25 protein-coding genes and 1 other RNA gene are annotated in these 26,870 nt (G+C 52.5%); 14 read left to right on the top strand and 12 right to left on the bottom strand.

Annotation, left to right across the window (positions count from 1 at the left end):
- Positions 1-40: 40 nt before the first annotated feature.
- On the bottom strand, positions 41-1,426 hold the full coding sequence (locus tag KHQ09_RS15315; RefSeq protein ID WP_238481659.1) for an MFS transporter: 1,386 nt from the start codon (positions 1,424-1,426) through the stop codon (positions 41-43).
- 68 nt (positions 1,427-1,494) lie between these two features.
- On the opposite strand from KHQ09_RS15315, the gene KHQ09_RS15310 reads away from it, so the two are divergent.
- Entirely contained in the window at positions 1,495-1,893 is a 399-nt protein-coding gene (locus tag KHQ09_RS15310) for a helix-turn-helix domain-containing protein (RefSeq protein ID WP_116089059.1), read from the top strand.
- A 33-nt stretch (positions 1,894-1,926) separates the two neighbouring features.
- On the opposite strand, the gene KHQ09_RS15305 is transcribed toward KHQ09_RS15310, so the two are convergent.
- Positions 1,927-3,213, bottom strand: coding sequence for an MFS transporter (locus KHQ09_RS15305; protein WP_213599134.1), 1,287 nt, complete (start codon positions 3,211-3,213; stop codon positions 1,927-1,929).
- 242 nt (positions 3,214-3,455) lie between these two features.
- Positions 3,456-3,752, bottom strand: coding sequence for a DUF1192 domain-containing protein (locus tag KHQ09_RS18615; RefSeq protein WP_420801454.1), 297 nt, complete (start codon positions 3,750-3,752; stop codon positions 3,456-3,458).
- 289 nt (positions 3,753-4,041) lie between these two features.
- Here KHQ09_RS18615 and KHQ09_RS15295 point away from each other — a divergent pair, with 289 nt between their 5' ends.
- Both KHQ09_RS15295 and KHQ09_RS15290 read left to right on the top strand, forming a co-directional pair.
- Positions 4,042-5,046 (top strand): NAD(P)H-quinone oxidoreductase, encoded by a 1,005-nt coding sequence (locus KHQ09_RS15295; protein WP_213599132.1) that lies wholly within the window; start codon positions 4,042-4,044, stop codon positions 5,044-5,046.
- Between the two features lie 285 nt (positions 5,047-5,331).
- Positions 5,332-6,018 carry a DUF1013 domain-containing protein gene (locus tag KHQ09_RS15290; RefSeq protein ID WP_022709100.1) on the top strand — a complete coding sequence of 229 codons (687 nt, stop codon included), beginning with the start codon at positions 5,332-5,334 and terminating at the stop codon, positions 6,016-6,018.
- Between the two features lie 70 nt (positions 6,019-6,088).
- Here the strand turns inward: KHQ09_RS15290 and KHQ09_RS15285 are convergent, their stop codons facing one another.
- Entirely contained in the window at positions 6,089-8,017 is a 1,929-nt protein-coding gene (locus tag KHQ09_RS15285; protein ID WP_213599130.1) for a propionyl-CoA synthetase, read from the bottom strand.
- Between the two features lie 203 nt (positions 8,018-8,220).
- Here KHQ09_RS15285 and KHQ09_RS15280 point away from each other — a divergent pair, with 203 nt between their 5' ends.
- Positions 8,221-8,388: a hypothetical protein gene (locus KHQ09_RS15280; RefSeq protein ID WP_022711757.1), complete on the top strand. Its 168-nt coding sequence runs from the start codon at positions 8,221-8,223 to the stop codon at positions 8,386-8,388.
- Between the two features lie 62 nt (positions 8,389-8,450).
- Here the strand turns inward: KHQ09_RS15280 and KHQ09_RS15275 are convergent, their stop codons facing one another.
- Complete coding sequence (locus tag KHQ09_RS15275; RefSeq protein ID WP_213599129.1) at positions 8,451-9,476, bottom strand: class I fructose-bisphosphate aldolase; 1,026 nt, start codon at positions 9,474-9,476, stop codon at positions 8,451-8,453.
- Between the two features lie 246 nt (positions 9,477-9,722).
- Here KHQ09_RS15275 and KHQ09_RS15270 point away from each other — a divergent pair, with 246 nt between their 5' ends.
- Positions 9,723-10,925, top strand: coding sequence for a PQQ-dependent sugar dehydrogenase (locus KHQ09_RS15270; RefSeq protein ID WP_420801453.1), 1,203 nt, complete (start codon positions 9,723-9,725; stop codon positions 10,923-10,925).
- A gap of 60 nt (positions 10,926-10,985) precedes the next feature.
- Here the strand turns inward: KHQ09_RS15270 and KHQ09_RS15265 are convergent, their stop codons facing one another.
- The 3 genes from KHQ09_RS15265 to tkt all read right to left on the bottom strand — a co-directional run bounded on the left by KHQ09_RS15265 (position 10,986) and on the right by tkt (position 15,354).
- The gene (locus KHQ09_RS15265; protein WP_075657292.1) at positions 10,986-12,179 is read right to left on the bottom strand and encodes a phosphoglycerate kinase; all 1,194 of its coding nucleotides are present in this window, start codon (positions 12,177-12,179) and stop codon (positions 10,986-10,988) included.
- An 85-nt stretch (positions 12,180-12,264) separates the two neighbouring features.
- Positions 12,265-13,272: a type I glyceraldehyde-3-phosphate dehydrogenase gene (gene gap / locus KHQ09_RS15260; protein ID WP_213599128.1), complete on the bottom strand. Its 1,008-nt coding sequence runs from the start codon at positions 13,270-13,272 to the stop codon at positions 12,265-12,267.
- A 96-nt stretch (positions 13,273-13,368) separates the two neighbouring features.
- Complete coding sequence (gene tkt / locus KHQ09_RS15255; RefSeq protein WP_075657294.1) at positions 13,369-15,354, bottom strand: transketolase; 1,986 nt, start codon at positions 15,352-15,354, stop codon at positions 13,369-13,371.
- 416 nt (positions 15,355-15,770) lie between these two features.
- Between tkt and KHQ09_RS15250 the strand changes: the two genes are divergently transcribed.
- The 6 genes from KHQ09_RS15250 (at position 15,771) to KHQ09_RS15225 (ending at position 19,545) form a co-directional block, all read left to right on the top strand.
- The gene (locus KHQ09_RS15250; RefSeq protein WP_028233611.1) at positions 15,771-16,043 is read left to right on the top strand and encodes a DUF4164 domain-containing protein; all 273 of its coding nucleotides are present in this window, start codon (positions 15,771-15,773) and stop codon (positions 16,041-16,043) included.
- Between the two features lie 85 nt (positions 16,044-16,128).
- Complete coding sequence (locus KHQ09_RS15245; protein ID WP_213599127.1) at positions 16,129-16,494, top strand: cell division protein ZapA; 366 nt, start codon at positions 16,129-16,131, stop codon at positions 16,492-16,494.
- 100 nt (positions 16,495-16,594) lie between these two features.
- Positions 16,595-16,753, top strand: a non-coding RNA gene (gene ssrS, locus KHQ09_RS15240) — 6S RNA.
- Between the two features lie 192 nt (positions 16,754-16,945).
- Complete coding sequence (locus KHQ09_RS15235; protein WP_238481658.1) at positions 16,946-17,536, top strand: 5-formyltetrahydrofolate cyclo-ligase; 591 nt, start codon at positions 16,946-16,948, stop codon at positions 17,534-17,536.
- Positions 17,537-17,584: 48 nt separating this feature from the next.
- A complete protein-coding gene (locus tag KHQ09_RS15230) occupies positions 17,585-18,409 on the top strand; it encodes a TIGR00282 family metallophosphoesterase (RefSeq protein WP_075657296.1) in 825 nt (274 codons plus the stop codon).
- A gap of 389 nt (positions 18,410-18,798) precedes the next feature.
- A complete protein-coding gene (locus tag KHQ09_RS15225) occupies positions 18,799-19,545 on the top strand; it encodes a TerC family protein (protein WP_075657297.1) in 747 nt (248 codons plus the stop codon).
- An 82-nt stretch (positions 19,546-19,627) separates the two neighbouring features.
- Here the strand turns inward: KHQ09_RS15225 and KHQ09_RS15220 are convergent, their stop codons facing one another.
- Positions 19,628-20,203, bottom strand: a complete 576-nt coding sequence (locus KHQ09_RS15220; RefSeq protein ID WP_238481657.1) for a biotin transporter BioY — start codon at positions 20,201-20,203, stop codon at positions 19,628-19,630.
- A gap of 342 nt (positions 20,204-20,545) precedes the next feature.
- The gene (locus KHQ09_RS15215; protein WP_075657299.1) at positions 20,546-21,232 is read right to left on the bottom strand and encodes a GntR family transcriptional regulator; all 687 of its coding nucleotides are present in this window, start codon (positions 21,230-21,232) and stop codon (positions 20,546-20,548) included.
- A 385-nt stretch (positions 21,233-21,617) separates the two neighbouring features.
- Here KHQ09_RS15215 and KHQ09_RS15210 point away from each other — a divergent pair, with 385 nt between their 5' ends.
- Both KHQ09_RS15210 and KHQ09_RS15205 read left to right on the top strand, forming a co-directional pair.
- A complete protein-coding gene (locus KHQ09_RS15210) occupies positions 21,618-22,364 on the top strand; it encodes a YebC/PmpR family DNA-binding transcriptional regulator (RefSeq protein ID WP_022710828.1) in 747 nt (248 codons plus the stop codon).
- A 287-nt stretch (positions 22,365-22,651) separates the two neighbouring features.
- Positions 22,652-23,437, top strand: coding sequence for a glutamate racemase (locus KHQ09_RS15205; RefSeq protein WP_151160251.1), 786 nt, complete (start codon positions 22,652-22,654; stop codon positions 23,435-23,437).
- Between the two features lie 127 nt (positions 23,438-23,564).
- Here KHQ09_RS15205 and rpmE read toward each other — a convergent pair whose 3' ends face one another.
- Complete coding sequence (gene rpmE / locus KHQ09_RS15200) at positions 23,565-23,786, bottom strand: 50S ribosomal protein L31 (RefSeq protein WP_075657301.1); 222 nt, start codon at positions 23,784-23,786, stop codon at positions 23,565-23,567.
- A 183-nt stretch (positions 23,787-23,969) separates the two neighbouring features.
- On the opposite strand from rpmE, the gene KHQ09_RS15195 reads away from it, so the two are divergent.
- On the top strand, positions 23,970-25,775 hold the full coding sequence (locus tag KHQ09_RS15195; protein WP_213599126.1) for an ABC transporter transmembrane domain-containing protein: 1,806 nt from the start codon (positions 23,970-23,972) through the stop codon (positions 25,773-25,775).
- 64 nt (positions 25,776-25,839) lie between these two features.
- Here KHQ09_RS15195 and KHQ09_RS15190 read toward each other — a convergent pair whose 3' ends face one another.
- A complete protein-coding gene (locus tag KHQ09_RS15190) occupies positions 25,840-26,868 on the bottom strand; it encodes a peptidoglycan -binding protein (protein WP_116089049.1) in 1,029 nt (342 codons plus the stop codon).
- Positions 26,869-26,870 lie beyond the last annotated feature (2 nt).

Here is a 26,870-nt window from a genome sequence, read left to right as displayed (position 1 = left end):
AAAGATGAGGTGCAGGCCGGATATCAGGCCCGCACCGGATTTATTTCCTTATGCTGATGAGCGTGATTATCAGTGAAAGCAGTGCAAGTCCTGCTGCCGTCAGCAAGGTGACAGTAAAGGCAAATCCGACGGATTTTGCAGCTGCATGAACAAGCTCTTCCTGTCCCAGTGCGGTAATAAATATTGTGGCCATGACAGATGCGCCGGTCATCAGTCCCAGATTGCGCGACAGGCCCAGCAATCCGGACAAGATACCGCGCTGGTCTTCCGGTGCTGCAAGCATGATGGCTGTATTATTGGCGGCTAGAAATAGCTGAAAACACGGTGTCAGCATTATCAGCGATAAAATATATCCGGCAGTTCCGAACCTGACGGGCAGTAAGGCCATGCAGATGAGAGCAATGCTCATGACAGCCAGCCCGTAAGCCAGCGCGCGTCTTATACCAAACCGGTCTGTAATGCGTCCGGCAGGAATACCGGCCAGCGCTGCAACAACAGGGCCGACAGCGACAACCAGTCCTGTTGTCGCTTCCCCAAGCAGCAGGCCGAATGACAAGAAGAATGGCCCGACCACCAGCATCGCCATCATCACTGAGCTGATGAGCAGGTTGGTTATCAGCGAGGCGCTGATAACAGGATTGCGCAAGAGTGACAGAGGCACCAGCGGCGAAGAAGACCGGATTTCAACACCCGCAAAAATTATCAGGGCAACCAGAACCGCCGGAATGGTGACAGCCATATCCCAGCTCAGCCCGTTTTTATTTCCAGTCGTTATCACTGCATTGAGAAACAGCACAATAGCCAGTAAGGCCGCGCCTGACAGATCCAGCGAGCGGCTGGTTTTATGATTTGGTGGTGATGCCGGTATCGCTTTGATAGCCGGTACCAGTAAGACAAAACCGGATATTGCCAGCAGGATAAAGGCGGAGCGCCAGCCAAAGACAGCAATCAGGATGCCTCCGAGTGCAGGGCCGAGCGCAGTTCCGATTGCTGACATGGAACCGAGAAGCCCCATGGCGGAGCCTGTCTGTTCGCCGGAAACCATGCCTCTTATGATTGAGACCGGTAATGCCATGAGAATGGCGCCGCCTATGCCCTGTATCGCTCTGGCTGCAATGAGCAGTGTGAGATTTGGTGCTGCGGCGCAAAGCAGCGAACTGATTGTAAAGATTATCAGTCCGGTCAGCAGGATAAAACGATGGCCGAACAGGTCGGCACAACGCCCCGCCAGTACAATCACTATTGTGACGGACAACAGGTAAATCAGCACAATCCACTGAACAGCAGACACAGGAGCATCCAGTGTTCTGCTGAGCGCCGGTAATGCGACAGCGGTGATGCTCACGGCCATGGAGGCAAGCAGCATGGAACCTGAAAGAGCAAGGATTGCTAGGCGAGGGGAAGTATCAGAGAGGGCGAAACGCACAACTGTTCCTCTTGTGGCTTGTTTGAGTCGCTGTTACATTGCCACTTCAAGTCAACTTGAGGTCAAGTATGAAACTTCTGGATATAGGTGTGCTGGCGGAGAAGAGCGGAGTGTCACCTTCCGCACTCCGTTATTATGAGGAGATCGGGCTGATTGAATCCTTCAGCCGCCATGGTTTGCGCCGTCAATATGCACCGGAGGTACTGCAGCAACTGGCTTTGATTTCGCTGGGGAAGATAGCGGGTTTTCCGCTGTCCGAGATGAAAGGCATGTTTGGCAAAGACGGCTCGGCTGATCTGCCGCGGCAGGCGCTACATCAGCGGGCAGACCAGCTGGATTTGCAGGTCCGCCAGCTGACAACACTCAGCAAAGCTTTGCGGCATGTAGCTGAATGCCCTGCAGAAACCCATACGGAATGTCCAAAATTCCGCAGGCTGATGCAGGCAGCACTTCATGCGCGTAAATAGCTATATTGGGTATAAGAGCTAACTATCCGTGCGTCAGTTCTCTGATTTTGCCGGTTCCGGTACAGGGGCGGATTTGTCTTCCTGTGCAGCCTCAGAGCGCGGATCAAGCAGCACACTTTCCTGTGTGGCAGGGCGTTCCGCAGCCATGCTCTGGAACTGCTCTTTTTCGGAAGGTAGCGGCGAGGCGCGTTTACGCGAGCGCAGAATAGCATAACCGGCAATGGCAATATGCGAGACCGCTGTCACCAGAAACAGGCCGGAAGGCCATAAATTATTCATCGATTCCGCAGCAATCAGCGGCCCGAGCATGGTGCCGAAACCATAAAGCAGCAGCAAACCACCGGAAACCTTGACGAAAGTCTCAGGTGTTGCGTGATCATTGGCGTGGGCAACCGCAACCGGATAAATCGCATAAGCAAGCGAACCGTAAAGCGCGGTCATGACCAGAATGAGTGTGCCGTTGGTTGGTGCGATGGCGAAAATAAGAAAACCGATCAGAGCGGCGGAACCGGCAACGCTGGCCATGACATAACGGCGATCGATACGGTCGGAAAAACGTCCGACAGGGATTTGCATTAATGCACCGGCAGCAATGGTAAAGCTGACCATCAGCGCGATTGTGGTTTTATCAATACCGCTGAGCGAGCCGAAAACCGCACCGAGTGTACCCCATGCACCATTGGCAATGCCGATCAGGATCACGCTGACAAAGGCAACAGGTGAATTGGCATAAAGCTTTTTCAGATCAAGCTGCACTTCGGTCAGCGGGCGCGGCGAAGATGCTTTGGAAGCTGCGGTTGGTAGCAGCGCAAGGCAGAAGAAGATCGCGGCAATCATAAACAGCGAACTACCTTCGACATCGCCGGTAATCACCAGCATCTGGCCGGTCATGACAGCACCGTAGTTGACCATCATATAGAGGCCGAAAATTTTACCGCGTGTTTCATTGGTGGCTTTTTCATTCAGCCAGCTTTCAATCACCATGAAAATACCGGCCATCGCAAAACCGGTAATGGCACGCAGAACCACCCAGATTGAAGCGTCAACCATCAGGCCGGTCAGCAAAACCACAATCGCCGCAGTGGATGCGAAAAAGCCGAAAGCCCGCACATGTCCGGCACGGCGCACCAGACGCGGTGCAAAAATACAGCCAGCAACGAAACCGCCTGCCCATGTTGTGCCGATCAGACCCAGAGCCGTAACCGAGAAGCCTTCCACATTTCCGCGCAGTGGCAATAAAAGACCGTGCAGACCTGAACCGATCAGCAGAAAAGCGGTGCCGCAAAGCAGTGCGAAAATCTGGACATAAGAACGGAACACGCAGAATCCTTTATTCTATTGCAGGCAATTTTACAGTTTTCTGATCTTGAAACCTGTTCGCCCGAAACTGCAAGGTGAAATTGCCGCTTCGGACAGATTGAGTGCAACCATGCTGACCTATCACTTGAAAGAGTGCAAGGCTTTGTATTGATGAGATATTGTGTCAGGTAAAATAAAAAGAACCTCCGCCTGTTTGAGAGCAGAGGTTCTGAAACTATGGTGCATGCGGAAATAGCAAAGGCTTACAGGCGAAACAGTGCCTCAGCAGCCGCACGGCTGCGATTTCGGTCATTGCGATCGGTTTCCAACCGGCGGATCTCCGCTTTAAGCAAGGCAATACGATTGTCGATTTCAGCCGCTGAAAGCAGGGTCACATCCTCACCGATATGGTGATTATAGGTTGCTGTCTCCTGCGCATTATCATCAAAGAACATGGCGTTTTCCTCACTTCCTGCTGCAGCCTGTCCACGGCAGCTTTCAATATGGTTCGCAATATTCGTGACCTGTCTGCCTTTAAATGCAGGGCGGGCAGGCCACATAAGTTTTCAGCATCTCATAAACCTGCATCATTAGCGATATGATTTTTATACATTGCATCTTTTCTGCATAATATGGCTAGTGGATTGAATTTGCCGTTTGAGCTCCCGTCGACACAAATGTTGTTTCAAACGGCAAATTCGAAAAATCCACTAGCATTATTTAGTTGCTAGTGGTCTTTTTGATTGCGACATTTGCTCTGCGCCTGTCACGAACGGGCGCAAATGTCGTAATCTGACCACTAGATCAGGGAACGCGCTTTGGGCGGACCAGAGAATTTAAGGAGCGGATATGACAACGGAACTTGCTTCCCAGATGATGGCAATTGCGATTGAACAGGCCGGTGCGCCATCGGTACTGAAATCGGTCAGGCGTGCCGTGCCGCATCCGGGTAAAGGCGAAATTCTGATCCGTGTGAAAGCTGCGGGTGTGAACCGTCCTGATGTGTTGCAACGACAAGGGCATTATCCACCGCCTGCCGGTGCTTCAGATTTGCCGGGGCTGGAAGTGGCTGGTGATGTGGTGGCTATTGGCACAGGCGTGCAGCGTTATAAGGTCGGCGATGCGGTGACTGCCCTTTTGGCAGGCGGCGGTTATGCTGAATATGCCGTGGTTTGTGAAGGCAATGCGCTGCCGCTGCCATCCGGTTATGGTTATGTGGAAGCGGCGGCTCTACCGGAAACACTTTTTACCGTCTGGCACAATGTGGTGCAGCGCGGGCAGTTGCAGGCCGGTGAGACATTACTGATTCACGGCGGCAGTTCCGGTATCGGCACAACGGCAATTCAGCTTGGCAAGGCACTGGGTGCCAAAGTGATCGTAACAGCAGGCTCTGCGGAAAAATGCTCCGCCTGTCTGAAGATCGGTGCGGATGTTGCGATTAATTATCGTGAGCAGGATTTTGTCGAGCAGGTGAAAGCTACCACCAATAACAAGGGTGCAGACGTCATTCTCGACATGGTTGGCGGCGATTATGTTGACCGTAATTATGATGCGGCGGCGATTGAGGGGCGCATTGTGCAGATCGCTTTTCTTGGCGGAGCCAAGGCGAAAGCCAATTTTGCCAAGCTGATGACCAAGCGTCTGAGCCATACCGGTTCGACCCTGCGTGCGCGTGATGTTGCTTTCAAAGCGCAGATTGCAGCGGAACTGGAATCAAAAGTCTGGCCGTTGCTGGCAAGCCGCACTATTTCTCCGGTGATGGATATGATCTACCCGCTGAAAGATGCCTGGCGCGCCCATGAGCGCATGGAAGAGGGCAATCATATCGGCAAAATTGTCCTCGACGTCGGTTGATATTTCGCCTCTGGCGGCCTGCAAATGGCGTTTTTCTGTGAGTCCGGTGCTCATGTACTTTAAATGTACACTCCGCTCCGGTTCTCAAAAAACACCATTTTCGGCACGCCATAACCGAAATCTCCCTACAAGCAGGGGGAGTGAGTTACAAATGCGCTGAATTCCTGTGCAGGGTTTTCTTGCTCATTGTGTAAAATTTGGTTATAGAGGGAACGAATTCCCGGAAATTGTGGTTTACCCCACGTCCCGCGCTACCGGAGCGGGCGAACGAGAGGATTATATCTTATGGCCACTCAGCTTCTTATGCCTAAGGCAACAGCCGTATGGCTTGTCGATAATACTGCTCTGTCTTTTGACCAGATTGCAACTTTCTGCAAACTGCATGTGCTTGAAGTGAAAGCGATTGCGGATGGTGAAGCTGCACAGGGTATCAAGGGTCTTGATCCGGTCATCACCGGCCAGCTTTCCCGTGAAGAAATCGCACGCGCTGAAAAAGACATTAATTACCGACTGAAACTGTCCGAACCAAAAGTGCGTGTTCCGGAAGCCAAACGCAAAGGCCCGCGTTATACGCCTTTGTCCAAGCGTCAGGATCGTCCGAATGCGATTCTCTGGCTGGTGCGTAACCATCCGGAACTGAAAGATGCCCAGATTTCCCGTTTGATCGGCACCACCAAATCCACCATCGAACAGATTCGTGACCGTACTCACTGGAACTCGGCCAATCTTCAGCCGATGGATCCGGTAACACTGGGTCTCTGCTCGCAGATTGATCTGGATATTGAAGTTGACCGCGCAGCCCGCAATCGTCCGATTGAGCCGGAATCCGGTGATACATTGCTGCCGGCATCGGCAACAGAAAATCTGGATTACAGCCGCAATGACGAATCGGATGAGCTGGATGCGGATAAAGTCTTCGCCAAGCTTTCTTCAATGAAGAGCGCACCGGAAGACGAAGAAGACGATCTGTAAGATCAGCTTATGTTATAGTTTTAAAAAGCCGCCGGAGCATCTTCGGCGGCTTTTTCGTATCTGATAATTGTCAGGCTGCAGGTTTTGTTGCTTCGGAGCAGGTGCCGATGCCACGTTGATGAAGGCAGTCACGGATATCATCCAGTGTCTGCGGGTCTTCAATCGTGGCAGGCATTTTCCATGGCTCGTGGTCAGCGATTTTTTGCATGGTTGAACGCAGAATTTTGCCGGAGCGGGTTTTGGGTAATTTGTTGACTGTCAGAACTGTGCGCAGCGCGGCAACAGGCCCGATCTGATCGCGTACCCGCTCCACACATTCTGCTTCAATCTCACTATGGGCTTGCGTCACACCGGCCTTGAGCACGATGAAGCCGCAGGGGATTTGCCCTTTGAGCTTATCGGCAATGCCGATCACCGCACATTCCGCCACCTGTGGGTGACCGGCAATCACCTCTTCCATCGAGCCGGTAGACAGGCGATGTCCCGCAACATTGATGATGTCATCAGTGCGGCTCATGATGAAAATATAGCCGTCTTCATCCATGTAACCGGCATCAGCGGATTTATAATAGCCTTTGAATTCATCAAGATAGGCTTCATGGAAGCGCTGGTCGGCCTGCCATAAAGTCGGCAGACAGCCGGGCGGCATCGGCAGTTTGATAACAATATTGCCGAGCTCGCCGGTTTTCGACGGATGGCCGGCATCATCCAGCACCTGCACATCATAACCGGGCATTGGTACACAGGTGGAGCCGTGTTTGACCGGCAATATGCCAAGGCCGCGCGGATTACCGGCAATCGGCCAGCCGGTTTCCGTTTGCCACCAATGGTCAATAACAGGGCGGTTGAGCATCTGCTCTGCCCATTCCAGCGTATTCGGGTCTGCACGCTCTCCGGCGAGATAAAGTGCTTCAAGGCTGGAGAGATCATATTGATGCAGCAGCTTGCCTTCGGGGTCTTCTCGCTTAATCGCGCGCAGAGCGGTTGGTGCAGTGAACAGCACTTTCACCTTGTGCTCAGCAACCACGCGCCAGAATGTACCAGCATCGGGCGTGCCGACCGGTTTGCCTTCAAACAGCACTGTTGTAGCGCCGATCAGCAGCGGGGCATAGACAATATAGGAATGGCCGACGACCCACCCGATATCGGAGGCTGTCCAGAAAATATCACCGGCATGAATGTCATAGAGGGCACCCATCGACCATGCCAGCGCTACCATATAGCCGCCATTATCGCGCACAACGCCCTTGGGCTTACCTGTGGTGCCGGAAGTGTAGAGAATATAAAGCGGATCAGTTGCGGCAATGGATGCACAAGGCACATCACGTCCTGCTGCCTGCTCACAAAGCTCTGTAAAATCGTGATCGCGGCCTGTAATGAGGTCACAACGGCATTGTTCGCGCTGATGGATCAGGCAATGCTTTACCTGATGTTTGGCGCTGGCAATGGCTTTGTCGAGCAGCGGTTTGTAATTGACTGTTTTATTGGCTTCCAGTCCGCAAGAGCTGGCGATAATCAGGGCAGGGGTGGCGTCATCAATACGTGCTGCCAGCTCATCGGCTGAGAAACCGCCAAAGACCACAGAATGAATAGCGCCGAGGCGGGCACAGGCCATCATGGCAAATAATGCCTGCGGCACCATCGGCATATAAATCAGTACCCGATCGCCTTTTTGAATGCCGAAATCCTGCATCACGGCGCTGAGGCGCATGACCTGTTCCAGAGTCTCGCTATAGGTAAAACGAGCCTTCTGGCCGCTGACAGGACTGTCATAGAGAATGGCGGGAACATCACCGCGACCGGCCTCGATATGACGGTCAAGCATGTTGTAGCAGGTGTTGCATTCAGCGCCTGCAAACCACCGTCCGTAAGGGCCTTGTGAAGGATCGAAGATTTTTGTCGCTAGTTTATACCAGTCGATGAGCGCGGATGCTTTGCCCCAGAAAGTTTGGGGATCATTTTTCCATGCCTGATAAATTTCGGGATAAGCCGAAGTCATGTATTCCTCCCATTGCAATGCAAGCTGTGCTTGCACCTCTCAGGCGCAGAATAACTTTCACCGGATCTTTGTGCGGTTTTGAAAAATATAAACTACGCCATTCTCCTCAGCCGATATTAATCCACACTGTTAAAGTGACGTCCATTCGACTAAAGAGGGGGCAAGATACAAGTCAGGTCGCAGTAATATTCAGAGGATGCGCAATGGCAAAGATTGCACCGGTTTTATTGCTGATCCTGATGGGATTGCATCTGCTTAAGCCATTGGGATTGCCGGGGTTGAAGCGGCGCAGTGATTTTTGGAAAATTGCCGTTGCGGCCATTGCCGTGATGATGATTACAGTCTTGCTGCAGGCTCATACCGGTTATTAAAGGTCCGAAATAAAAAAAGCCCGCGTTTAACGCGGGCTTTTTCAATGCATCAGTAATACTGATTAAGCATTCTTTTCCTGTGCTTCAGTCCATGCGCCGGTCGCGGCAAGGCCGTTCATGCGGGCGCGGTGGGTGAAGGCAGCCTGTGCTGCAGGAACGTTTTCGTCTTTACCGCCCCATGCCTTGATGGCAGCAGCCTGCAGAGCGCGGCCATAGGAGAAGGTCAGGTTCCAAGGCATATCATAACCGGCATTCATTGCGGAGAGATGTGCGGTTGCTTCAACATCCGACTGGCCGCCGGAGAGGAATGCAATACCAGGAACTGCGGAAGGAACATTGGCTTTCAGCACGCGAACGGTGAGTTCAGCAACCTGTTCAACAGAAGCCTTACGGGCGTTCTTACCGTCGATAACCATGTTTGGCTTCAGGATCATACCTTCAAGCTTAACGCGGGCATCATAGAGTTCGTTGAAAACAGTTTTCAGAACCAGATCGGTCACTTCGTAGCAACGCTCAATCGAATGGTTGCCCGGTACGCCGTCCATCAGGATTTCCGGCTCAACGATCGGCACGATACCGGCTTCCTGACACAGAGCTGCATAGCGAGCCAGTGCCTGTGCATTCTGACGCACTGCGCCCCATGTTGGCAGAGTATCGGAGATTGCGATAACACCGCGCCATTTGGCAAAACGTGCGCCGAGTTCGTAATATTCATTCAGGCGTTCACGCAGGCCATCAAGACCTTCGGTGATGGTTTCGTCAGCAAAACCGGCCAGAGACTTGGCACCGGCATCAACCTTGATACCCGGGATAGAGCCGGCTGCTTTGATGAGGTCTGCAAGACGAGTGCCGTCACGGGCGCTCTGGCGCAGGGTTTCATCATAAAGAATAACGCCGGAAATGTAGTTCTTCATCGCATCATCTGCGCGGAACAGCATTTCGCGGTAATCGCGGCGGGCATCTTCTGTCGAAGTCAGATTGATGCTGTCAAAGCGCTTCTTGATAGTACCGGAGCTTTCATCGGCGGCAAGAATGCCTTTGCCTTTTGCTACCATGGCAACTGCAATATCTTCGAGACGTTCGCTCATAAAAAACTCCGTGTTAAGAAGGGCGTTGGAAATTGGTACCCAGCCGATAGCAGATGTGCCGGATAAAACAAATACTGTGCCAAGCACTTGAACCGATTGAATTAATTTTAACCGATTAAGTTCGGACAAGTTTTCTTAAAACTGGTTAAAATTACCGGATAAGTTTATCTGCACAACAGACTTGTCAACAGCCGCCGGATTGCGTTTGATACAGCCAGTCATAATCAACCGGTCAAGGGGGAGAGCGTGCTGAACGGACGCGTCAAGATTACAGGTCTGAAACATGCAGGCATTCGTTATTTTCTGGCCTCTGCAATAGCTGCCACTCTGTTCAGCTTGCCGGTTTTTGCATCCCAATCTGTTAATGCCGGTGGCCGCGCAGCGGTTGCTGAAAATCCGTTTAAAGTGCAGGAAATTGCCGAATTTAATACGCCGTGGGCGATTACTTTTTTACCGGATCAGCGTCTGCTGGTAACGGAAAAAGCCGGACATATTTTTCTGACGGATCGGGCCGGTAAAAAGACCGAAGTCAGCAATGTGCCTGCCGTGTCTTTTGAAGGGCAGAATGGCTTGCTGGATATTGCTGTTTCACCGGATTTTACCTCTGACCGGCTGGTCTATTTCACCTATGCTGAGCCGGAACGCAGCGGGAAAGATATTGTCAGTTCGCTGGTGCTGGCACGGGCAAAATTGAGCGAAAAGGATGGCAAAGCTTCGCTCGATGATCTGACTGTGATGTGGCGACAGCTGCCGAAAAGCAAATGGGGGCAACCGGGCGGCATTATCGCTTTCTCACCGGACGGAAAATATCTCTATTTAAGCTCCGGTGACCGGATGAACCCGAAAACCGCACAAGATCCGAAACTGGCTCTGGGTAAAGTGCTGCGCTTTAACCGTGACGGTTCTGTGCCGCAGGATAATCCGCGTGCCGATCTGGCAGGGCAGGATGAGGATAATGCACGGGCGCTGACATGGACAACCGGCCATCGCAATCCTTACGGACTGGCTTTTGCTCCCGATGGCAAATTATGGCTGCATGAAATGGGCCCCAAAGGCGGGGATGAGCTTAACCTGATTAAACAGGGCTTGAATTACGGCTGGCCGGTGGTGTCGAATGGCACGCAATATAGTGGTGAGCCGATCCCGCACCATGATACGCGGCCGGAATTTGAACCGCCGGTGGTCTATTGGACACCGGTGATTGCCCCTGCAGGGCTCGCTTTTTATGAAGGCGTATTATTCAAAAACTGGAAAGGCTCGGCGCTGATCGGCGGCCTTGCTTCCATGGCTTTGATACGGGTTGCGTTCAAAGAGGATGGCAGTGCTGATGAAGCGGAGCGCTATGATATGGAAAACCGTATCCGCGATGTGGCGATTGCCAAAGACGGTTCCGTCTATGTGATCGAAGATGATATTCCGGGGCGGTTACTACGCCTCACACCGAAATGATCAGATATTAAAAAAAAGCCCGCTGAAACTCAGCGGGCTTTTTTGATTTTCGGATATGTCTTATTTGGCTTTCAGCACGTCTACACCCGGAAGCGGTTTGCCTTCCATCCATTCAAGGAAAGCGCCGCCTGCGGTAGAGACATAGGAGAAGTCATCGCTGACTTTGGCGTGGTTCAGCGCTGCAACAGTATCACCGCCGCCGGCAACGGAAACCAGCTTGCCCTGTTTGGTGCGTTCTGCTGCATGTTTGGCTGCGGATACAGTCGCCGCATCAAAAGGATGCAGTTCAAAGGCACCAAGCGGGCCGTTCCAGACCAGAGTGGAGGCATCGCTGATTGCCGCATTGATGCGGTCAACCGAGAGCGGGCCCACATCCAGCATCATGCCGTCATGCGGGATGGCATCCACACCATAATTCTGGTGCGGGGCATCCGCTGCAAAATGCCATGCAACCACAGCATCAACCGGCAGGATAATGGCGCAATTGGCGCTATCCGCTTTTGCCATGATCGCACGGGCTGTATCGGCCAGATCATGTTCACAGAGCGATTTACCGACATTGTGGCCTTGTGCTGCAAGGAAAGTATTGGCCATACCACCGCCGATCACCAGAGCATCAACCTTTTCAACAAGGTTGGAAAGCAGGTCGATCTTGGTGGAAACTTTGGCACCGCCGACAATCGCGATCACCGGACGGGCTGGCTGGCCGAGACCTTTTTCCAATGCAGTCAGCTCGGCTTCCATGGTCAGACCGGCAAAAGCAGGCAGAACATGTGCCAGACCTTCGGTCGAGGCATGGGCGCGGTGCGCAGCCGAGAAAGCATCATTGACATAGATATCGCCATTGGCAGCGAGCGCCTTGACGAAATCGGCATCGTTCTTTTCTTCGCCTTTGTGAAAACGGGTGTTTTCAAGGAGCAGAACATCGCCGTCTTTCATGGCGTTAACGGCTGCAGCGGCTGCATCACCGATGCAATCTTTGGCGAAAGCAACATGGTGCTTAACCGCATGTGCCAAAGCAGGCACGATCTGTTCCAGCGAGAATTCAGCCTTCACTTCGCCTTTCGGGCGACCGAAATGCGCAAGCAGAATGACTTTGGCGCCACGTTCACGTAAAGCATTGATGGTCGGAATGATGCGGTCGATACGGGTGGTATCTGAGACTTTGCCGTCCTGCATAGGTACGTTCAGGTCAACGCGGACAAGCACGCGTTTTGAAGCAACATCTGCGTCTTTAAGAGTGCGGAAATTCATAAGAGGTCTCCGGTTTTTGCGGAATAAAAAAGCCGCGCGTCCAGTGAGGTCACGCGGCTTCGGCATATTTGGTCCGAGCAGATGCTTAGATCAGCTTGCCAAGCGCAACCGCAGTATCGCTCATGCGGTTTGAGAAGCCCCATTCATTGTCGTACCAGGTCAGGATACGCACCATAGTGCCGTCCATAACTTTGGTCTGATCCATATGGAATACGGATGAATGCGGGTTGTGGTTGAAGTCGATGGAAACCAGCGGCTCATCAGTAAAGCCGAGAATACCTTTGAGGCGGCCATTGGCAGCTTCGCGGATTGCATTGTTGATTTCTTCAACAGTTGTGGAGCGCTTTGCTTCAAATGTCAGGTCAACAACGGAAACATTCGGGGTTGGTACGCGGATTGCAACGCCGTCAAGCTTGCCTTTGAGTTCCGGCAGAACCAGACCAACAGCTTTAGCCGCACCGGTTGAAGTCGGGATCATCGACAGGGCAGCAGCGCGGGCACGATACAGATCCTTATGCATGGTATCCAGCGTCGGCTGGTCACCGGTATAGGAGTGGATCGTGGTCATGAAGCCTTTTTCAATGCCGATTGCGTCATTGAGAACCTGAGCCACCGGTGAAAGGCAGTTGGTGGTGCAGGAAGCGTTGGAAATAACCAGATGATCTTTGCTCAGCTTGTCATGGTTGACGCCGTAAACAACGGTCAGGTCAGCATTGTCCGCAGGTGCGGAAACGATAACGCGCTTGGCACCGGCTTCCAGATGGGCAGCAGCTTTATCGCGGGTTGCGAAAATACCGGTGCATTCCAGAGCAATGTCCACGCCTTCAGCTGCCCATGGCAGTTCAGCAGGATTGCGCACAGCGTGAACTTTCATCGCGCCGCGGCCAACATTGATGGTGTCGCCTTTGACAGTCACTTCTGCCGGAAAACGGCCGTGAACGCTGTCATAGCGCAGCAGATGCGCATTGGTTTCAACCGGACCCAGATCGTTGATTGCTACAACTTCGATATCGGTACGACCCGATTCGATGATGGCGCGCAGGACGTTACGGCCGATACGACCAAAACCGTTAATAGCGACGCGAACTGCCATATTATGACTCCCGAAACTGTTCGATGTTTTTCAGTCTGCTTTTGCAGGCTGAGAGAGAAAAAGGAGTAATCAGGTGACCTGATTACTCCTGATAAATTAGCCCAGCTTGGCTTCTGCTGCGGCAACCACAGCTTCTGCAGTGATGCCGAAATGCTTGTAGAGATCATTGATCGGGCCGGAAGCGCCGAAGCCCTTCATGCCGATGAATGTGCCGTTTTCGCCGATGAAGCGTTCCCAGCCCATGGAAATTGCAGCTTCAACCGCAATACGTACCGGCGCATTGCCGATCAGTGCTTTCTGATAGGCTGCTGTCTGGTTTTCAAACAGCTCAAAGCAAGGAACGGAAACCACGCGGGTCGGAATGCCTTTGGCTTCCAGCTGTGTGCGGGCATTGAGCGCAATTTCAACTTCGGAACCGGTGGCGAAGATGGTGACTTTTGCATCATCCGAAGCCGTTGCCAGTTCATAGGCACCATAGGCGCAGAGATTGTCATCATCGTGCTGGGTGCGCACGGTCGGCAGGTTCTGACGGGTCAGAGCCAGTGTCGACGGTGTTTTGGTCGAATTCAGCGCAATCTGCCAGCATTCTGCAGTTTCAACCGCATCAGCCGGACGGAATACGAAATGGTTCGGAATGGCGCGCAATGCAGCCAGATGTTCAACCGGCTGGTGTGTCGGGCCGTCTTCACCAAGACCGATGGAATCATGGGTCATGACATAAGCAACGCGGATGCCCATCAGTGAGGACAGGCGCATGGCCGGACGCGCATAGTCGGAGAAGCAGAGGAAGGTGCCGGAATAAGGGATAACACCGCCATGCAGCGCCATACCGTTCATTGCAGCGGACATGCCGAGCTCACGGATACCGTAATGGACGAAACGGCCATGGTAATTATCCGGTGTAATCGGCTTGGTCTGCGAGGTCAGCGTGTTGTTGGAGCCTGTAAGGTCAGCGGAGCCGCCGATGGTTTCCGGTACAACGCCGTTGATAACTTCCAGAGCCATTTCCGAAGATTTACGGGTGGCAACCTTCGGCTTATCTTCCGAGAGCTTTTTCTTATAGTCGATGATTGCCTGATCGAAGGCGCTTGGCAGATCGCCGCGCATACGGCGTTCAAATTCTGCACGAACCGATGCGTCAGCGGCAGCAAAGCGCTTTTCCCATTCGATACGCTTCTTCGCGGAGTTCAGGCCGGCCAGACGCCATGCATCAAGCACATCCTGCGGAACAACAAATGGCTCATATTCCCAGCCGAGTGCCTTACGGGTGGCCGCAATTTCTTCTGCGCCGAGCGGCGAACCGTGAACCTTGCTGGTGCCTGCTTTGTGCGGCGAACCAAAACCGATGGTGGTTTTGCAGGCAATCATGGTCGGCTTGTCAGAAGCTTTGGCAAATTCAATAGCCTTGGCAATTGCATCCTGATCGTGACCGTCAACTTTCAGCGTGTTCCAGCCGGAAGCTTCAAAGCGGGCGCACTGATTGGTGGAATCGGACAGGGAGATCGGACCGTCGATGGAGATATTGTTGTCATCCCAGAGAACAATCAGACGGTTCAGCTTGAGGTGACCGGCAAGCGAAATCGCTTCCTGGCTGATGCCTTCCATCAGACAGCCGTCACCAACCAGAACATAAGTGTGGTGGTTAACGAGTGCATCACCGAATTCTGCGTTCAGAATACGTTCTGCCAGTGCCATACCAACGCCGTTGGCAATACCCTGTCCGAGCGGGCCGGTTGTGGTTTCAATACCGGCAGCATGGCCGAATTCCGGATGACCTGCGGTGCGGTGACCGAGCTGACGGAAATTTTTGATTTCGTCGAGCGTGATGTCTTCATAGCCGGTCAGATACATCAGGGAGTAAAGCAGCATCGAACCATGGCCTGCGGACAGGACAAAACGGTCACGGTCAGGCCATGTGGTGTTCTGCGGATCATGGGACATGAAACGGGTGTAAAGCGTGGTCGCAATATCAGCTGCGCCCATCGGCAGGCCCGGATGGCCCGAATTGGCTTTTTCTACTGCGTCCACAGACAGGAAGCGGATTGCGTTGGCCATCTGGTTCTGTTTATCGGAATTACTCATGGTTTCGGCTGTCTTTCCTGTGGTGCCTGCAGAATGTGTAAAGAGCTGTTAGCCTCAGACATCGGCAGATTTGTGAGCATTAGGACATAACTTGCAGTAAAAAGATAAAAAGAGCTCTGCTGCAAGGGTTGGCGACACATAACATTTGCATGAAGAGAGTCAACAAAGCGCTGGCATTCTGCACGTATAACAGGGGATTTCAGGCCTGCATGCGACACAGTGTGCGCGCTTAAAACGGTTGAAGTTACAACTGCGCTTGTCAAACCCCGTTGTAAATATGGTGTATGAGTTAACGCCTTTGTGTGACATTTGTTGCTTCACAGCATTGTGCTTATTAAAGTGATGGCAAATCTGCCGCTTCCGGCATGACGATTCGGCCTTATTTTGAAAAGCCGTTATCGGCAAAGGGAAAGAATATGGCTTCAGAAATTACGCTCAGACAGGCGATTGAACAACTGGAAAAAGCAATGACTACTCTTGAGCAGGCTGTTGAATTGCGGCTTGAAAAAGAGGGGGACTTTGTGGAAGCGGAAGAGGAAGTACAGCGTATGAATGCTGACCGCTCCAAACTGGCACAGGAACTTGATTTGTCTGAGGCTCGTGCCGAGCGGCTGGAGACAGCCAATCGTGAAGTCTCGCGGCGGCTGGTAACGGCTATGGAAACAATCCGCACGGTTCTCGATCGTTGAGACTCTTGCCGGACAAAATTTAGCAGCTATTTATGTTCTATAGCTTGCACGGCAAAATAATAAAAAACGGCAGAACGGAGGTCCCATGGCTACAGTAACAGTGACAATCGATGGCAAAGCCTATCGTATGGCCTGTGACGAGGGTCAGGAAGAGCATCTCTCCGGTCTGGCTGACCGTTTTGACCAATATGTCATGCATCTCAAAGGCTCTTTCGGTGAAATCGGCGATCTGCGCCTGACCGTTATGGCCGGTATTATGGTGATGGACGAGCTGGCCGAATTGCAAAAACGCTCGCAGGGGTTGGAGAATGAAGCGGAAACGCTGCGCCGCTCCCGTGATGATGCCTTGTCCCGAGCCGATAAAAGCGACAGCGCTTTGACACAGGCAGTGGCACGTGCTGCCCATCAGATTGAAGGTCTGGCTAAAAAAATTGCACCACGCGGCAATTGATCGGGCAGTTCTGATTTATTGTGATGAGTTGAATAAAAAAATCTGTATCCGCGAGAATGCCCTCTGGTGCAGGGGCATCAGAATCCCTATAATAAATACAGGCGTACTGCTCTTCACGACAGAAGGTTTAACATCCCCGGGGCCTTATTGATCTCTAAGGGAACTGTCCCTGAGGAGGCTCGAGGGCTTCTTCATATGGTGCCCACCTACGTTGTAGGTTCCCGGGATCAATCGCTTCATCGGTCGCTGTGGTTCGCCGCTCTTTCCTTTTTCATATTTGCCTTTTTTCGCGTCTTTCTGTTTTAATCGGGAAGAGGCGTTTAGAGCATAATTCCTTAAACTTGGATCAGTTTAAGGTGAAATTATGCTCTAATTTTAAAGTATTAGAGCGAGTTTTGTGTGCCAAGTATGGCACACGGCGCTCTAGGTGTGTGAAGTGAAGGAAAAGAGTATGGCGGATGGTGATCTGAAAATGCAGAAGGCCGATTTGCGAAAATCCGTTCTGCAGGCGCGAAATGCTCTCCCTGAAATTTTCCGTAACACTGCTTCTGAGACCATTGTTCAGAACTTTCTGAATGGCATAACTCTGCCTGAGAAGGCCTGTGTCTCCGGTTTCTGGCCGATCCGCTCGGAAATTGATCCGCGACCATTAATGCGGGTGCTTGAAGCGCGCGGCATGACACTCTGTGTGCCGGCGATTTTGGATAAACAGACTATTGAATTCCGCGCATTGTCTTTTGGCGATACGCTGGTTGAGACGGGCTTTGGTACAATGGGGCCACCGGCCGATGCGCCGGTTGTTGATCCCGATATTATGCTGATTCCGCTGGCGGCATTTGACCGTGCAGGCAACCGGATCGGCTATGGTGCGGGCTATTATGACCGTGCAATTGCAGCTTTACACCATAAAAATAAGCATCCGCTGCTGATAGGTGTTGCGTTTGATGCCCAACGGGTAGATCACATAGCCCATGAGCCGCATGATGTGGCATTGAATTATATTCTGACTGAAACCGGACTTATTGCGGCATCGCCAGTGTGATATTTGCGTGATATTTGCGGAAAATTCAAAAGCAGGTTTGAAGGATCTATGCGTTTTCTTTTCTTGGGTGATATGGTTGGCCGCTCCGGTCGCACAGCAGTTTTTGAAAAATTACCGGGTCTGATTTCTGATCTGAAACTGGATTTTGTCGTTGTTAACGGTGAAAATGCTGCCGGTGGTTTCGGGGTGACGGAAGAAATCTTTCATGAGACCATCCGTGCAGGTGCTGATGTCATGACCACCGGCAATCATGTCTGGGATCAGCGCGAGGCTCTGGATTTCTCCCGCCGCGAAGATCGCTTTTTGCGCCCTGCGAATTTTCCGAAAGGCACTGCCGGTAAAGGTTCCGGTCTCTATATTGCTAAGAACGGTGCGCGCGTGCTGGTCGCCAATATTATGGGGCGCGTTTTCATGCATCCTGATCTGGATGATCCGTTTAAGGCCGGTGAGGAAATTCTCGGAGCGTGCCCGCTTGGTGAACAGGCAGATGCGGTGATCTTTGATTTTCACGCGGAAGCCACCAGTGAAAAGCAGTGTTTCGGCCATTTTGTTGATGGTCGCGCCAGTCTGGTTGTGGGAACGCATACCCATGTACCGACCGCTGACTGCCAGATTCTGACCAATGGTACGGCCTATATGTCTGATGCCGGTATGTGCGGTGATTATGATTCATCGCTGGGCATGGACAAAGAAGAGCCGCTCAACCGTTTTCTCTCCAAAGTGCCGAAGGGGCGCTTTGAGGCTGCCAGCGGCCCTGCAACCATCAGCGGTATCGGGGTTGAAATCTCTGATCGAACCGGTCTGGCAGAAAAGGCGGCACCATTGCGCATCGGACCGCGGCTTGAAGAAACCATTCCGTCTTTCTGGCGCTGAAGCATCGTTTTGCTGAATAAAATTATAAGACCCGCATATTTTACGGATATGCGGGTTTTTTGTTTGGCTGAACATGCGAAATATTTCAGGCAGAAATAAAATGTTGGGCTTCTGTTTTATTGAAAAACAGGCATTCTTTTCCCATGTGCCTGTCTCGTGATTTCATGAGATTGTAGAATATCTGTGCGTGTTCAAGTCTTTATTGCCTGTATAGGCGGTTTATAACCGGAACATGGACTGAGTTTTGAACTGTTTTGTCATAAGTAAAATGACGCAGCTCACCTGTCTCTTTGGCTTTGCGCACTATCTGATGCAAAGCCGCATGGTATTTGCCGGATATGCTTACATTACAGATCTATCAATAATTCTTCGACGCAAAGGGCGCCTGAATGGAATTTTTCGCTGAGTATTTTGGTTTTTTGAACAGCCCTGCGGGATGGGCTGCCTTGGTCACATTGCTGGTCATGGAAATTGTTCTCGGCATTGATAATCTGATCTTTATCTCGATCCTCACCAATAAGCTGCCGCTGCATCAGCAGGCAAAAGCCCGAAAAATCGGTATTGGTGCTGCGCTGATCCTGCGTCTCGGACTGCTTTTCACAATTTCCATTATCGTACAGATGAAGGATCCGGTGATTGAGCTGTTCGGTAATCAGTTCTCATGGCGCGATATTATTCTGATTGCCGGTGGCCTGTTCCTTGTCTGGAAAGCGACCAAGGAAATTCATCACACGGTTGATCCTCATGACGGTGCCAAAGCCGGTGCAGGTAAAGTTGTGACATTGAGCATGGGTGCTGCAATTACACAGATCCTGTTGCTTGATCTGGTCTTCTCGGTCGACAGTATCATCACAGCGGTTGGTATGACCGATGAGATCGTGATCATGGTGATTGCTGTTGTCGGTGCTGTCACAGTGATGCTGCTTGCTGCTGACCCGCTGTCGCACTTTATCGGTAAGAACCCGACAATCGTTATGCTGGCGCTGGGCTTCCTGCTGATGATCGGTATGACCCTGATTGCTGATGGCTTCGGTTATCATGTGCCGAAAGGCTATATCTATGCTGCGATGGGCTTCTCGGCGCTGGTCGAAATCCTCAATATGCTGGCACGTCGCCGTAATAAACCTGCTGAGTAAATCAGTATAAAATCCGCATATGAAAAAGCCCCGTTGCAGATCGCTGCAACGGGGCTTTTATTTTACCGAAGCTCAAAAGCGATTAAGCATCTTTACGGAAAGAAGCTTTCAGGATCGAAGCGCCGAGAGCGGATTTGATCAGTGCGCCGATCAGGAATGGTGTAGCACCAACCAGTACGGCTTTTTCAACGCCGACTGACAGGCTCAGCCATGCTGCGCCGAGAACCAGAGCCAGAATATTGGCGGTCAGGAAAGCGGCGAAAGCTTTTGGCAGGCTGCTGCCGTTCCAGCCGCGTTCGGCCAGATAGCCGGTGAGGGCTGCGATAACAGGGAATGCAAACAGGTAACCGGCTGTCGGGCCTGCAAAAGCGGCCAGAGTGCCGTTGCCACCGGCAAGAACAGGCATGCCCATTGCTGCTTCACCGAGCCATGCAAGCACGGTCAGTGCGCCAAGACGCCAGCCATAAAGTGCGCCGATCAGCGGAACAACCAGTGTCTGCAGGGTGATTGGCACCGGCAGCATAGGCACTGTGATCTGGGAGGTCAGTGCGAGAATCATGGTGCCGGAAATGACGGCAAATAATTTCATGGCCGCGCTGCGATTGTCGAGATTGAGCGGGCTGAAAGCCGGTTTGCGAACTGCATGTGCGAGAGACATGAAAAGCTCCTTATAGCATGATGTGTATTCAAATGATCTTATTTGACGGGCACGATCATGCAATAAACAAAAACTGAGAGCGGGTGCAGCGGGTAAAATGATATGCGACACACTCTGGTGAAAATTATAGATAGTTTGCAATGCGCATCTATCGTAAAAATCATTAGGTCAATTTGCGCGACTTGGCCAGACAGAATTGTCGTAAAATTGTTTATAGACGGGTCGTAAACAGAGCGGATTGCAGCTATCCGGGCAAGGGCAGGTTTTAAAACTGCCCGCATCTGCTCTGAGACTTATGAATTGATATATTTTATAGATAATTTATGCGGAATTGGTTTTATTTTAACCGACAATCGCAAAGGCATCGCGCACTTTGCCTGACGGGCTGGTCACCGGCTTGCGGCCAATCCACTGCACATGGCGGGTGAGGATATTCGCGGCCTGCTCCACATCGCCGTCCCGCAGGGCTGCAAGAATAGCCAGATGGTCATGATCGGTGCGGGCTTCCCATTCTGCGCGCCATGAGACGAACAGAAAGCGTGCGCTGGCATCGTGCAGATCATCAATCGTCGCCAGCAGACGCGGCATGGCGCAAGGTGTAATCAGCAACCGGTGAAATTTGCGGTTGGCCGCTTCCCATGAACGTACATCACTTGAATTATCACCGGCATGGGTGGCTTCTTCCGCCTCATCCAGAATGGCGCGGGTCAGGTGCGGTGCAGCATGGCGCAGTGCCAGCACTTCCAGTGCGGCGCGCATTTCCGCAACTTCGCGGATTTCTGCAAGCGAGAAAGAGGCAACACGCACACCACGGCGCGGCTCGGATACGGCCAGTCCCTGCGCTTCAAGACGGCGGAAAGCCTCGCGCACCGGTACATGGCTGGTGCCGAATTCATCTGCAATATGATCCTGACGCAGTTTTGCCCCCGGTTCCAGTTCACCGGCGATGATACGCTGCGACAGAATCTTACTGATCTGTGCGGCTATCGTGTCGTTTTTCTGTCGCGGTGCGGCTGGCTGTTCGGTCACGTCAATCTATATCCGGTGTAACGGGCAGTTTCAGAGCTTGCCCGTGGATAGAGCATTATGGGATTCAAATAAAGGTACGGGCAAATAAAGGTTTGAGAATGAGTATAATGCCAGAGATGCGGCATAATATATTCACTTTATTGATAAGGCGCATATCAGAGCGTGTCCAGTTGCAGGGCTCGGAACCGGTGTAAAAAACTATCATCTGCAATGAAAAGACGATATTATCGCAGCCTGCAAAGAAGTGCGGTGTGGTGTGGCTGGACGTGGCGCACCATTTTCCTTATAAAGCGCACATTCCGCAGGGATGAATGCGGATGCCTCGCTCTTGCTGCGCCGCATATTCAATCCCGTGCCCAAATTTTAGAACCTGAACAGGGGTGCTATGGCCGGCCATTCACAGTTTAAAAATATTATGCACCGCAAAGGCAGACAGGATGCCATGCGGTCGAAAATGTTCTCCAAGCTTGCACGCGAAATTACCGTTGCAGCCAAGCAGGGTCTGCCTGATCCGTCGATGAATGCGCGTCTGCGTCTGGCAATTCAGAACGCTAAAGCGCAGTCCATGCCAAAGGACAATATCGAGCGCGCGATCAAAAAAGCTGCCGGTGCCGATTCCGAGAACTATGATGAAGTACGCTACGAAGGCTACGGCCCGGGTGGTGTGGCCGTCATCGTTGAGGCGCTGACAGACAACCGCAACCGTACCGCATCCAACGTGCGTGCTGCTTTCACCAAATCCGGCGGTGCGCTGGGTGAAACCGGCTCCGTGGGCTTCATGTTCTCCCGCGTTGGCGAGATCGTCTATAAGCCTACTGCCGGTGACGCTGACACCGTTATGGAAGCAGGGATTGAGGCCGGTGCTGAAGACGTGCAGTCTGATGAAGAAGGCCACGTCATCATCTGTGCTTTTGAAGATCTCGGCGAAGTTTCCAAAGCGCTTGAAGCGGCACTTGGCGAAGCTGAGTCCATCAAGGCAGTTTGGAAGCCGCAGACTTCGGCTCCGGTTGACGAAGAAAAGGCACAGTCCGTTCTGCGTCTGATTTCGACACTGGAAGATGATGATGATGTGCAGAACGTCTACGCCAATTTTGAAGTCAGCGAAGAAGTGCTGGCCAAGCTGAGCGTATAATTTAGCCTCCTTATTCAATATTAAAACCTCCGGCAGCTGATGTTGCCGGAGGTTTTGCTTTTTGTGCCATATAATCGTCCTGTTGACCTTGGCAGGTAAAATCGGGACACTAAATTGATAGAGCATATCTGAGACTGGCCGGAGCATTTCACCGTCAGGTTGAATAGTTTGATGGCAATGAAATGCGACGACTCTAAGAATCGAGAGCGATTGCTGTGATTCAATCGGGGCGTCAATCGCTCTCGAGGCGGACACCGTTCCGCAATACGGAAACGGGAGAATGATCTATGCACAGACCGATTGCTGTTTTTGATGCGGGTATCGGCAGCTATGCTGTCGTTGCGGAAATCCGCAACCGCTTGCCGCATCAGGATATTATTTATTTTGCTGACCGTGCCAGTTTTCCCTATGGCGGCAAAAGCCGCGCGGAACTGATTCAGGTAATGCGCCGCACGATTGATTATCTCTCAAGCTTCAATCCTTGTGCGATTGTGATCGCTTCCAATGCGCCGTCGATTATGGTGCTGGAGGAACTCAGTCAGGATATTCATCTGCCGCTTTTCGGCGTCTATCCACCTTTGCGTGAGGCATGGGGCTTATCCCATAGCGGACATGTCGGGATCATGGGTGTTCAGTCGCTGGTGGAAAGTCCGATGATCGGTGAATTCGTGGCTGAACACAGTGCTTACAGTGACCGTGTGGCGCTGATTAATGCCTCACCGATGGTGGAGCTGGTAGAATCAGGTGCGTTTCTGTTTGCACCGGAGAAAACACAGACAGCGGTTGATGCATTTCTGGCGCAGGTTTTTGCCAAATATCCGGAGATTGATGTGCTGACCCTTTCCAGTACGCATTTGCCGTGGTTGCGCCGGTTTTTCGAAAATGCCCGTCCGCAGTGCCATTTTCTCGATCCTGCCAAAGATATGGTTTCACGGATCGGACAGGGTACAAAAGGGCAGGGGAAGATCCGTGCATTGGTGACGGAAGATGAGCGCTATGATCTGGCGACATTCCGGAAGATGCTCAGCGCGATTGGCGTTGATATTCCACTTGAGCCGGTGCGACCCTATTAAAGCCTGGTGCATTTCCAGCAAAAGTGAGAACCGGTTTTGCGTCAGGCAAATGCACAAAACAAAGAGACAGGTCATAAAAAAAGCTCCGCATTGCGGAGCTTTTTTATTCTTGTCAAGAAATCGAGGATTAGATACCCAGATTGCCGAAGCGGTTCTTGAACTTGGTAACGCGGCCACCGCGATCCATCAGCTGCTGGTTGCCGCCGGTCCATGCCGGATGGCTCAAAGGATCGATATCGAGGTTCATCGTATCGCCTTCTTTACCCCAGGTGGAACGTGTTGAATATTCGGTACCATCAGTCATAACAACTTTGATGGTGTGGTAATCCGGATGAATGTCTGCTTTCATAGTCAGCTTCCTGAAAGGTTTATGGCATTTAGCCACGCCCCGGCCATCACCGGAACTGCGGCAGATACGCCCACTTGTCTCATTGAAGCTGCAGACAATACGGCTACGGCTTCCAAAAGGGTTGGGGAGCCTATACATCAGGCAGCAGCTAATAACAAGGGCGCAATATAGCAAGCAAGCAGAATGACAGCGACGAATTTACAAAACAAAGCGGTTTCTGAGGCCGAGAGCGGTAAAAAGCCACGCCGGTCCTTAAAGCCGCTGGCGCGAATCTTTCCTTACGTCCGTCAATATCCCCGCTCTGTTGCCGGTGCGCTGGTTGCATTGGTCACTGCAGCAATGGCGACTTTGGTTCTGCCGGTGGCTGTGCGCAGCCTGCTGGATAACGGGTTGATATCGGCTTCGAGCAGTCTGGTTGATACGTCTTTTGCTGCCTTAATGGTTCTGGCAGCGGTTCTGGCTGTGGCCTCTGCTGCACGCTATTATTTCGTGATTACGCTGGGTGAGCGCATTGTTGCTGACCTGCGGCGCGATGTTTTTGCCCATGTTACCCGCCTTTCACCTGCTTTTTTTGATGAAGTGCAGTCCGGAGAGATCGTTTCCCGTCTGACTGCCGATACAACACAGGTAAAATCCGCTGTCGGTGCTACGGCTTCTATCGCCTTGCGCAATCTGATTCTGGTGATCGGTGCGGTGGTAATGATGGTGGTCACCAGTCCCAAATTATCGGCGCTTGTGCTGGCTGCTATTCCGCTCATCGTATTGCCGCTGGTAGCCTTTGGCCGTTCTGTCCGCCGCCGGTCACGCCGTGCGCAGGACGAGCTGGCACTGGCGACTGCCTATGCGGGAGAAAAAATTGCCGCAGTGCGCACCGTACAGGCTTTTACCCATGAAGCACCGGCGATTGCACATTATACCGGCGCTGTTGATCATGCTTATGATGCGGCGCAACAATCGATTCTCTCCCGCTCGATCCTGACTGCTTTTGCAATCTTCATCATCTTCGCCAGCGTTGTGGCCGTGCTTTGGTTCGGCTCTCATGATGTGATGAACGGACGGATGTCTGCAGGCACGTTGGGGCAGTTTCTGATCTATGCGGTGGTGGCGGCAGGTTCGCTCGGTGCTTTGTCGGAGGTTTGGGCGGAGCTGGCACAGGCTGCCGGTGCGGCGGAGCGGCTGGTGGAGTTGCTGAATGAAGAATCAGCTGTCGCTTCACCGGCGCAACCGGTCAGACTTATCCGTGCTGAAGGCCGCGTTGAATTTTCCCATGTGGAATTTGCTTATCCGACACGACCGGAGCACCAAGCCCTTCACGATATGAGCTTTGTGATTGAACCGGGCAAGACTGTTGCGATCGTCGGTGCCTCCGGTGCCGGTAAATCGACACTGATCGCCTTACTGCTGCGTTATTATGATCCGCTACAGGGCAAAATCCTGCTGGATGGTAAGGATCTGCGGCAATTGTCGCTGGATGATCTGCGCGGCAATATTGCGCTGGTGCCGCAGGATGTGACGATTTTTGCTGCCAGTATTCGTGAGAATATCGCTTTCGGACGGCCGGATGCCAGTGATGCGGAAATTGAAGCTGCTGCAAAGGCTGCGCAGGCACATGAATTTATCATGGCGCTTGAGGGTGGCTATGATGCACCGGTCGGTGAGCGTGGCGTAATGCTCTCCGGTGGTCAGCGTCAGCGTATTGCCATTGCCCGCGCTTTGCTGCGGGATGCGCCGGTGCTGCTGCTCGATGAAGCGACTTCGGCACTGGATGCGCAGAGTGAAATGCTGGTGCAGAAAGCGCTGGAACATCTGATGCAGGGACGCACGACACTGGTGATTGCGCATCGCTTGGCGACCGTTTTGAAGGCCGATCATATTCTGGTTATGGATCAGGGGCGCATTGTTGAGCAGGGCACCCATACAAGCCTGAGCCAGTCCGGCGGGATTTATGCCCGCCTTGCCAGCCTGCAGTTTCAGCAGGCGGTAAACTAACAAAGTCTGCAGTTTCAGCAGGTGCATTGAAATGAAAAAGCCCGCGATTATCGCGGGCTTTTTATTATCTCTCAGTGAGTTTCAGCTCGATACGCCGGTTGCGGCTGCGGGCATCGGAGCTGTCATCCGCTTCCAGTGGCTGATATTCGCCAAAACCTGCGGCTACCAGCCGGTTCGCCGGTACACCATTGGCAATCAGGAATTTGACCACCGCCGTTGCGCGGGCTGAGGAGAGCTCCCAATTGTCGCGATAACGGCCTGTGCCGGAGAGCGGCACATTATCCGTATGCCCGTCCACACGCAGCACCCAGTTGATATCGTCCGGTATCTCCTTGTTAAGCTCTACCACTGCATCGGCCAGTTTTTTCATTTCGATCAGGCCTTGCGGATTGATATCTGCTGAGCCGGTCGGGAACAGCACCTCCGACTGGAAGACGAAACGATCCCCGACGATGCGGATATTTTCACGATCGGAGAGAATCTCACGCAACCGTCCGAAGAAGTCCGAGCGGTAACGGTTTAGCTCCTGCACACGCTGGGCAAGTGCCACATTTAGCCTTTTGCCGAGATCTGCAATCTTGGTATTGGATTCGCGGTCACGGGCTTCGGATGCATTGAGTGCGTCTTCCAGCGCACCGATCTGGCGGCGCAGGGCTGCAATCTGCTGATTGAGCAATTCGACTTGCGACAAGGCTCGGGCGCTGACCTGTTTTTCAGCATCCAGCGTTGCAGATAATTCACCGGCCCGCTGCTCTGCAGCTGCACCGGAGCCACCGGAAGCGAGCAGGCTCTGCAGGCGGGATTTTTCATTTTCCGCGGCGGTGAGCGAAGCCTGAAGACCGGCCAGTGTATCTTCCAGATCCTGCCCCTTGCCGCGTTCCAGCGACAAGAGCTCGGTCAGTTCGCTGATCTGGCTGTTGAGCCGGTTCAGCACAGAATCCTTGTTATTGACCTCTTGTGAGAGCAGAAACTGCATCAGCACAAAGACGGACAGCAGAAACATGATCGCCAGCAGCAATGTGGACAGCGCGTCCACAAAACCCGGCCAGTAATCGACATGGCGTTCACTGCGGCGGTTACGGGATAAGGCCATCG

This window comes from Pseudochrobactrum algeriensis (assembly GCF_018436245.1).
GTDB lineage: Bacteria > Pseudomonadota > Alphaproteobacteria > Rhizobiales > Rhizobiaceae > Pseudochrobactrum > Pseudochrobactrum saccharolyticum.
Note: the sequence above shows the minus strand (reverse complement) of the source record. Positions and strands in the feature narration are given on the sequence as shown.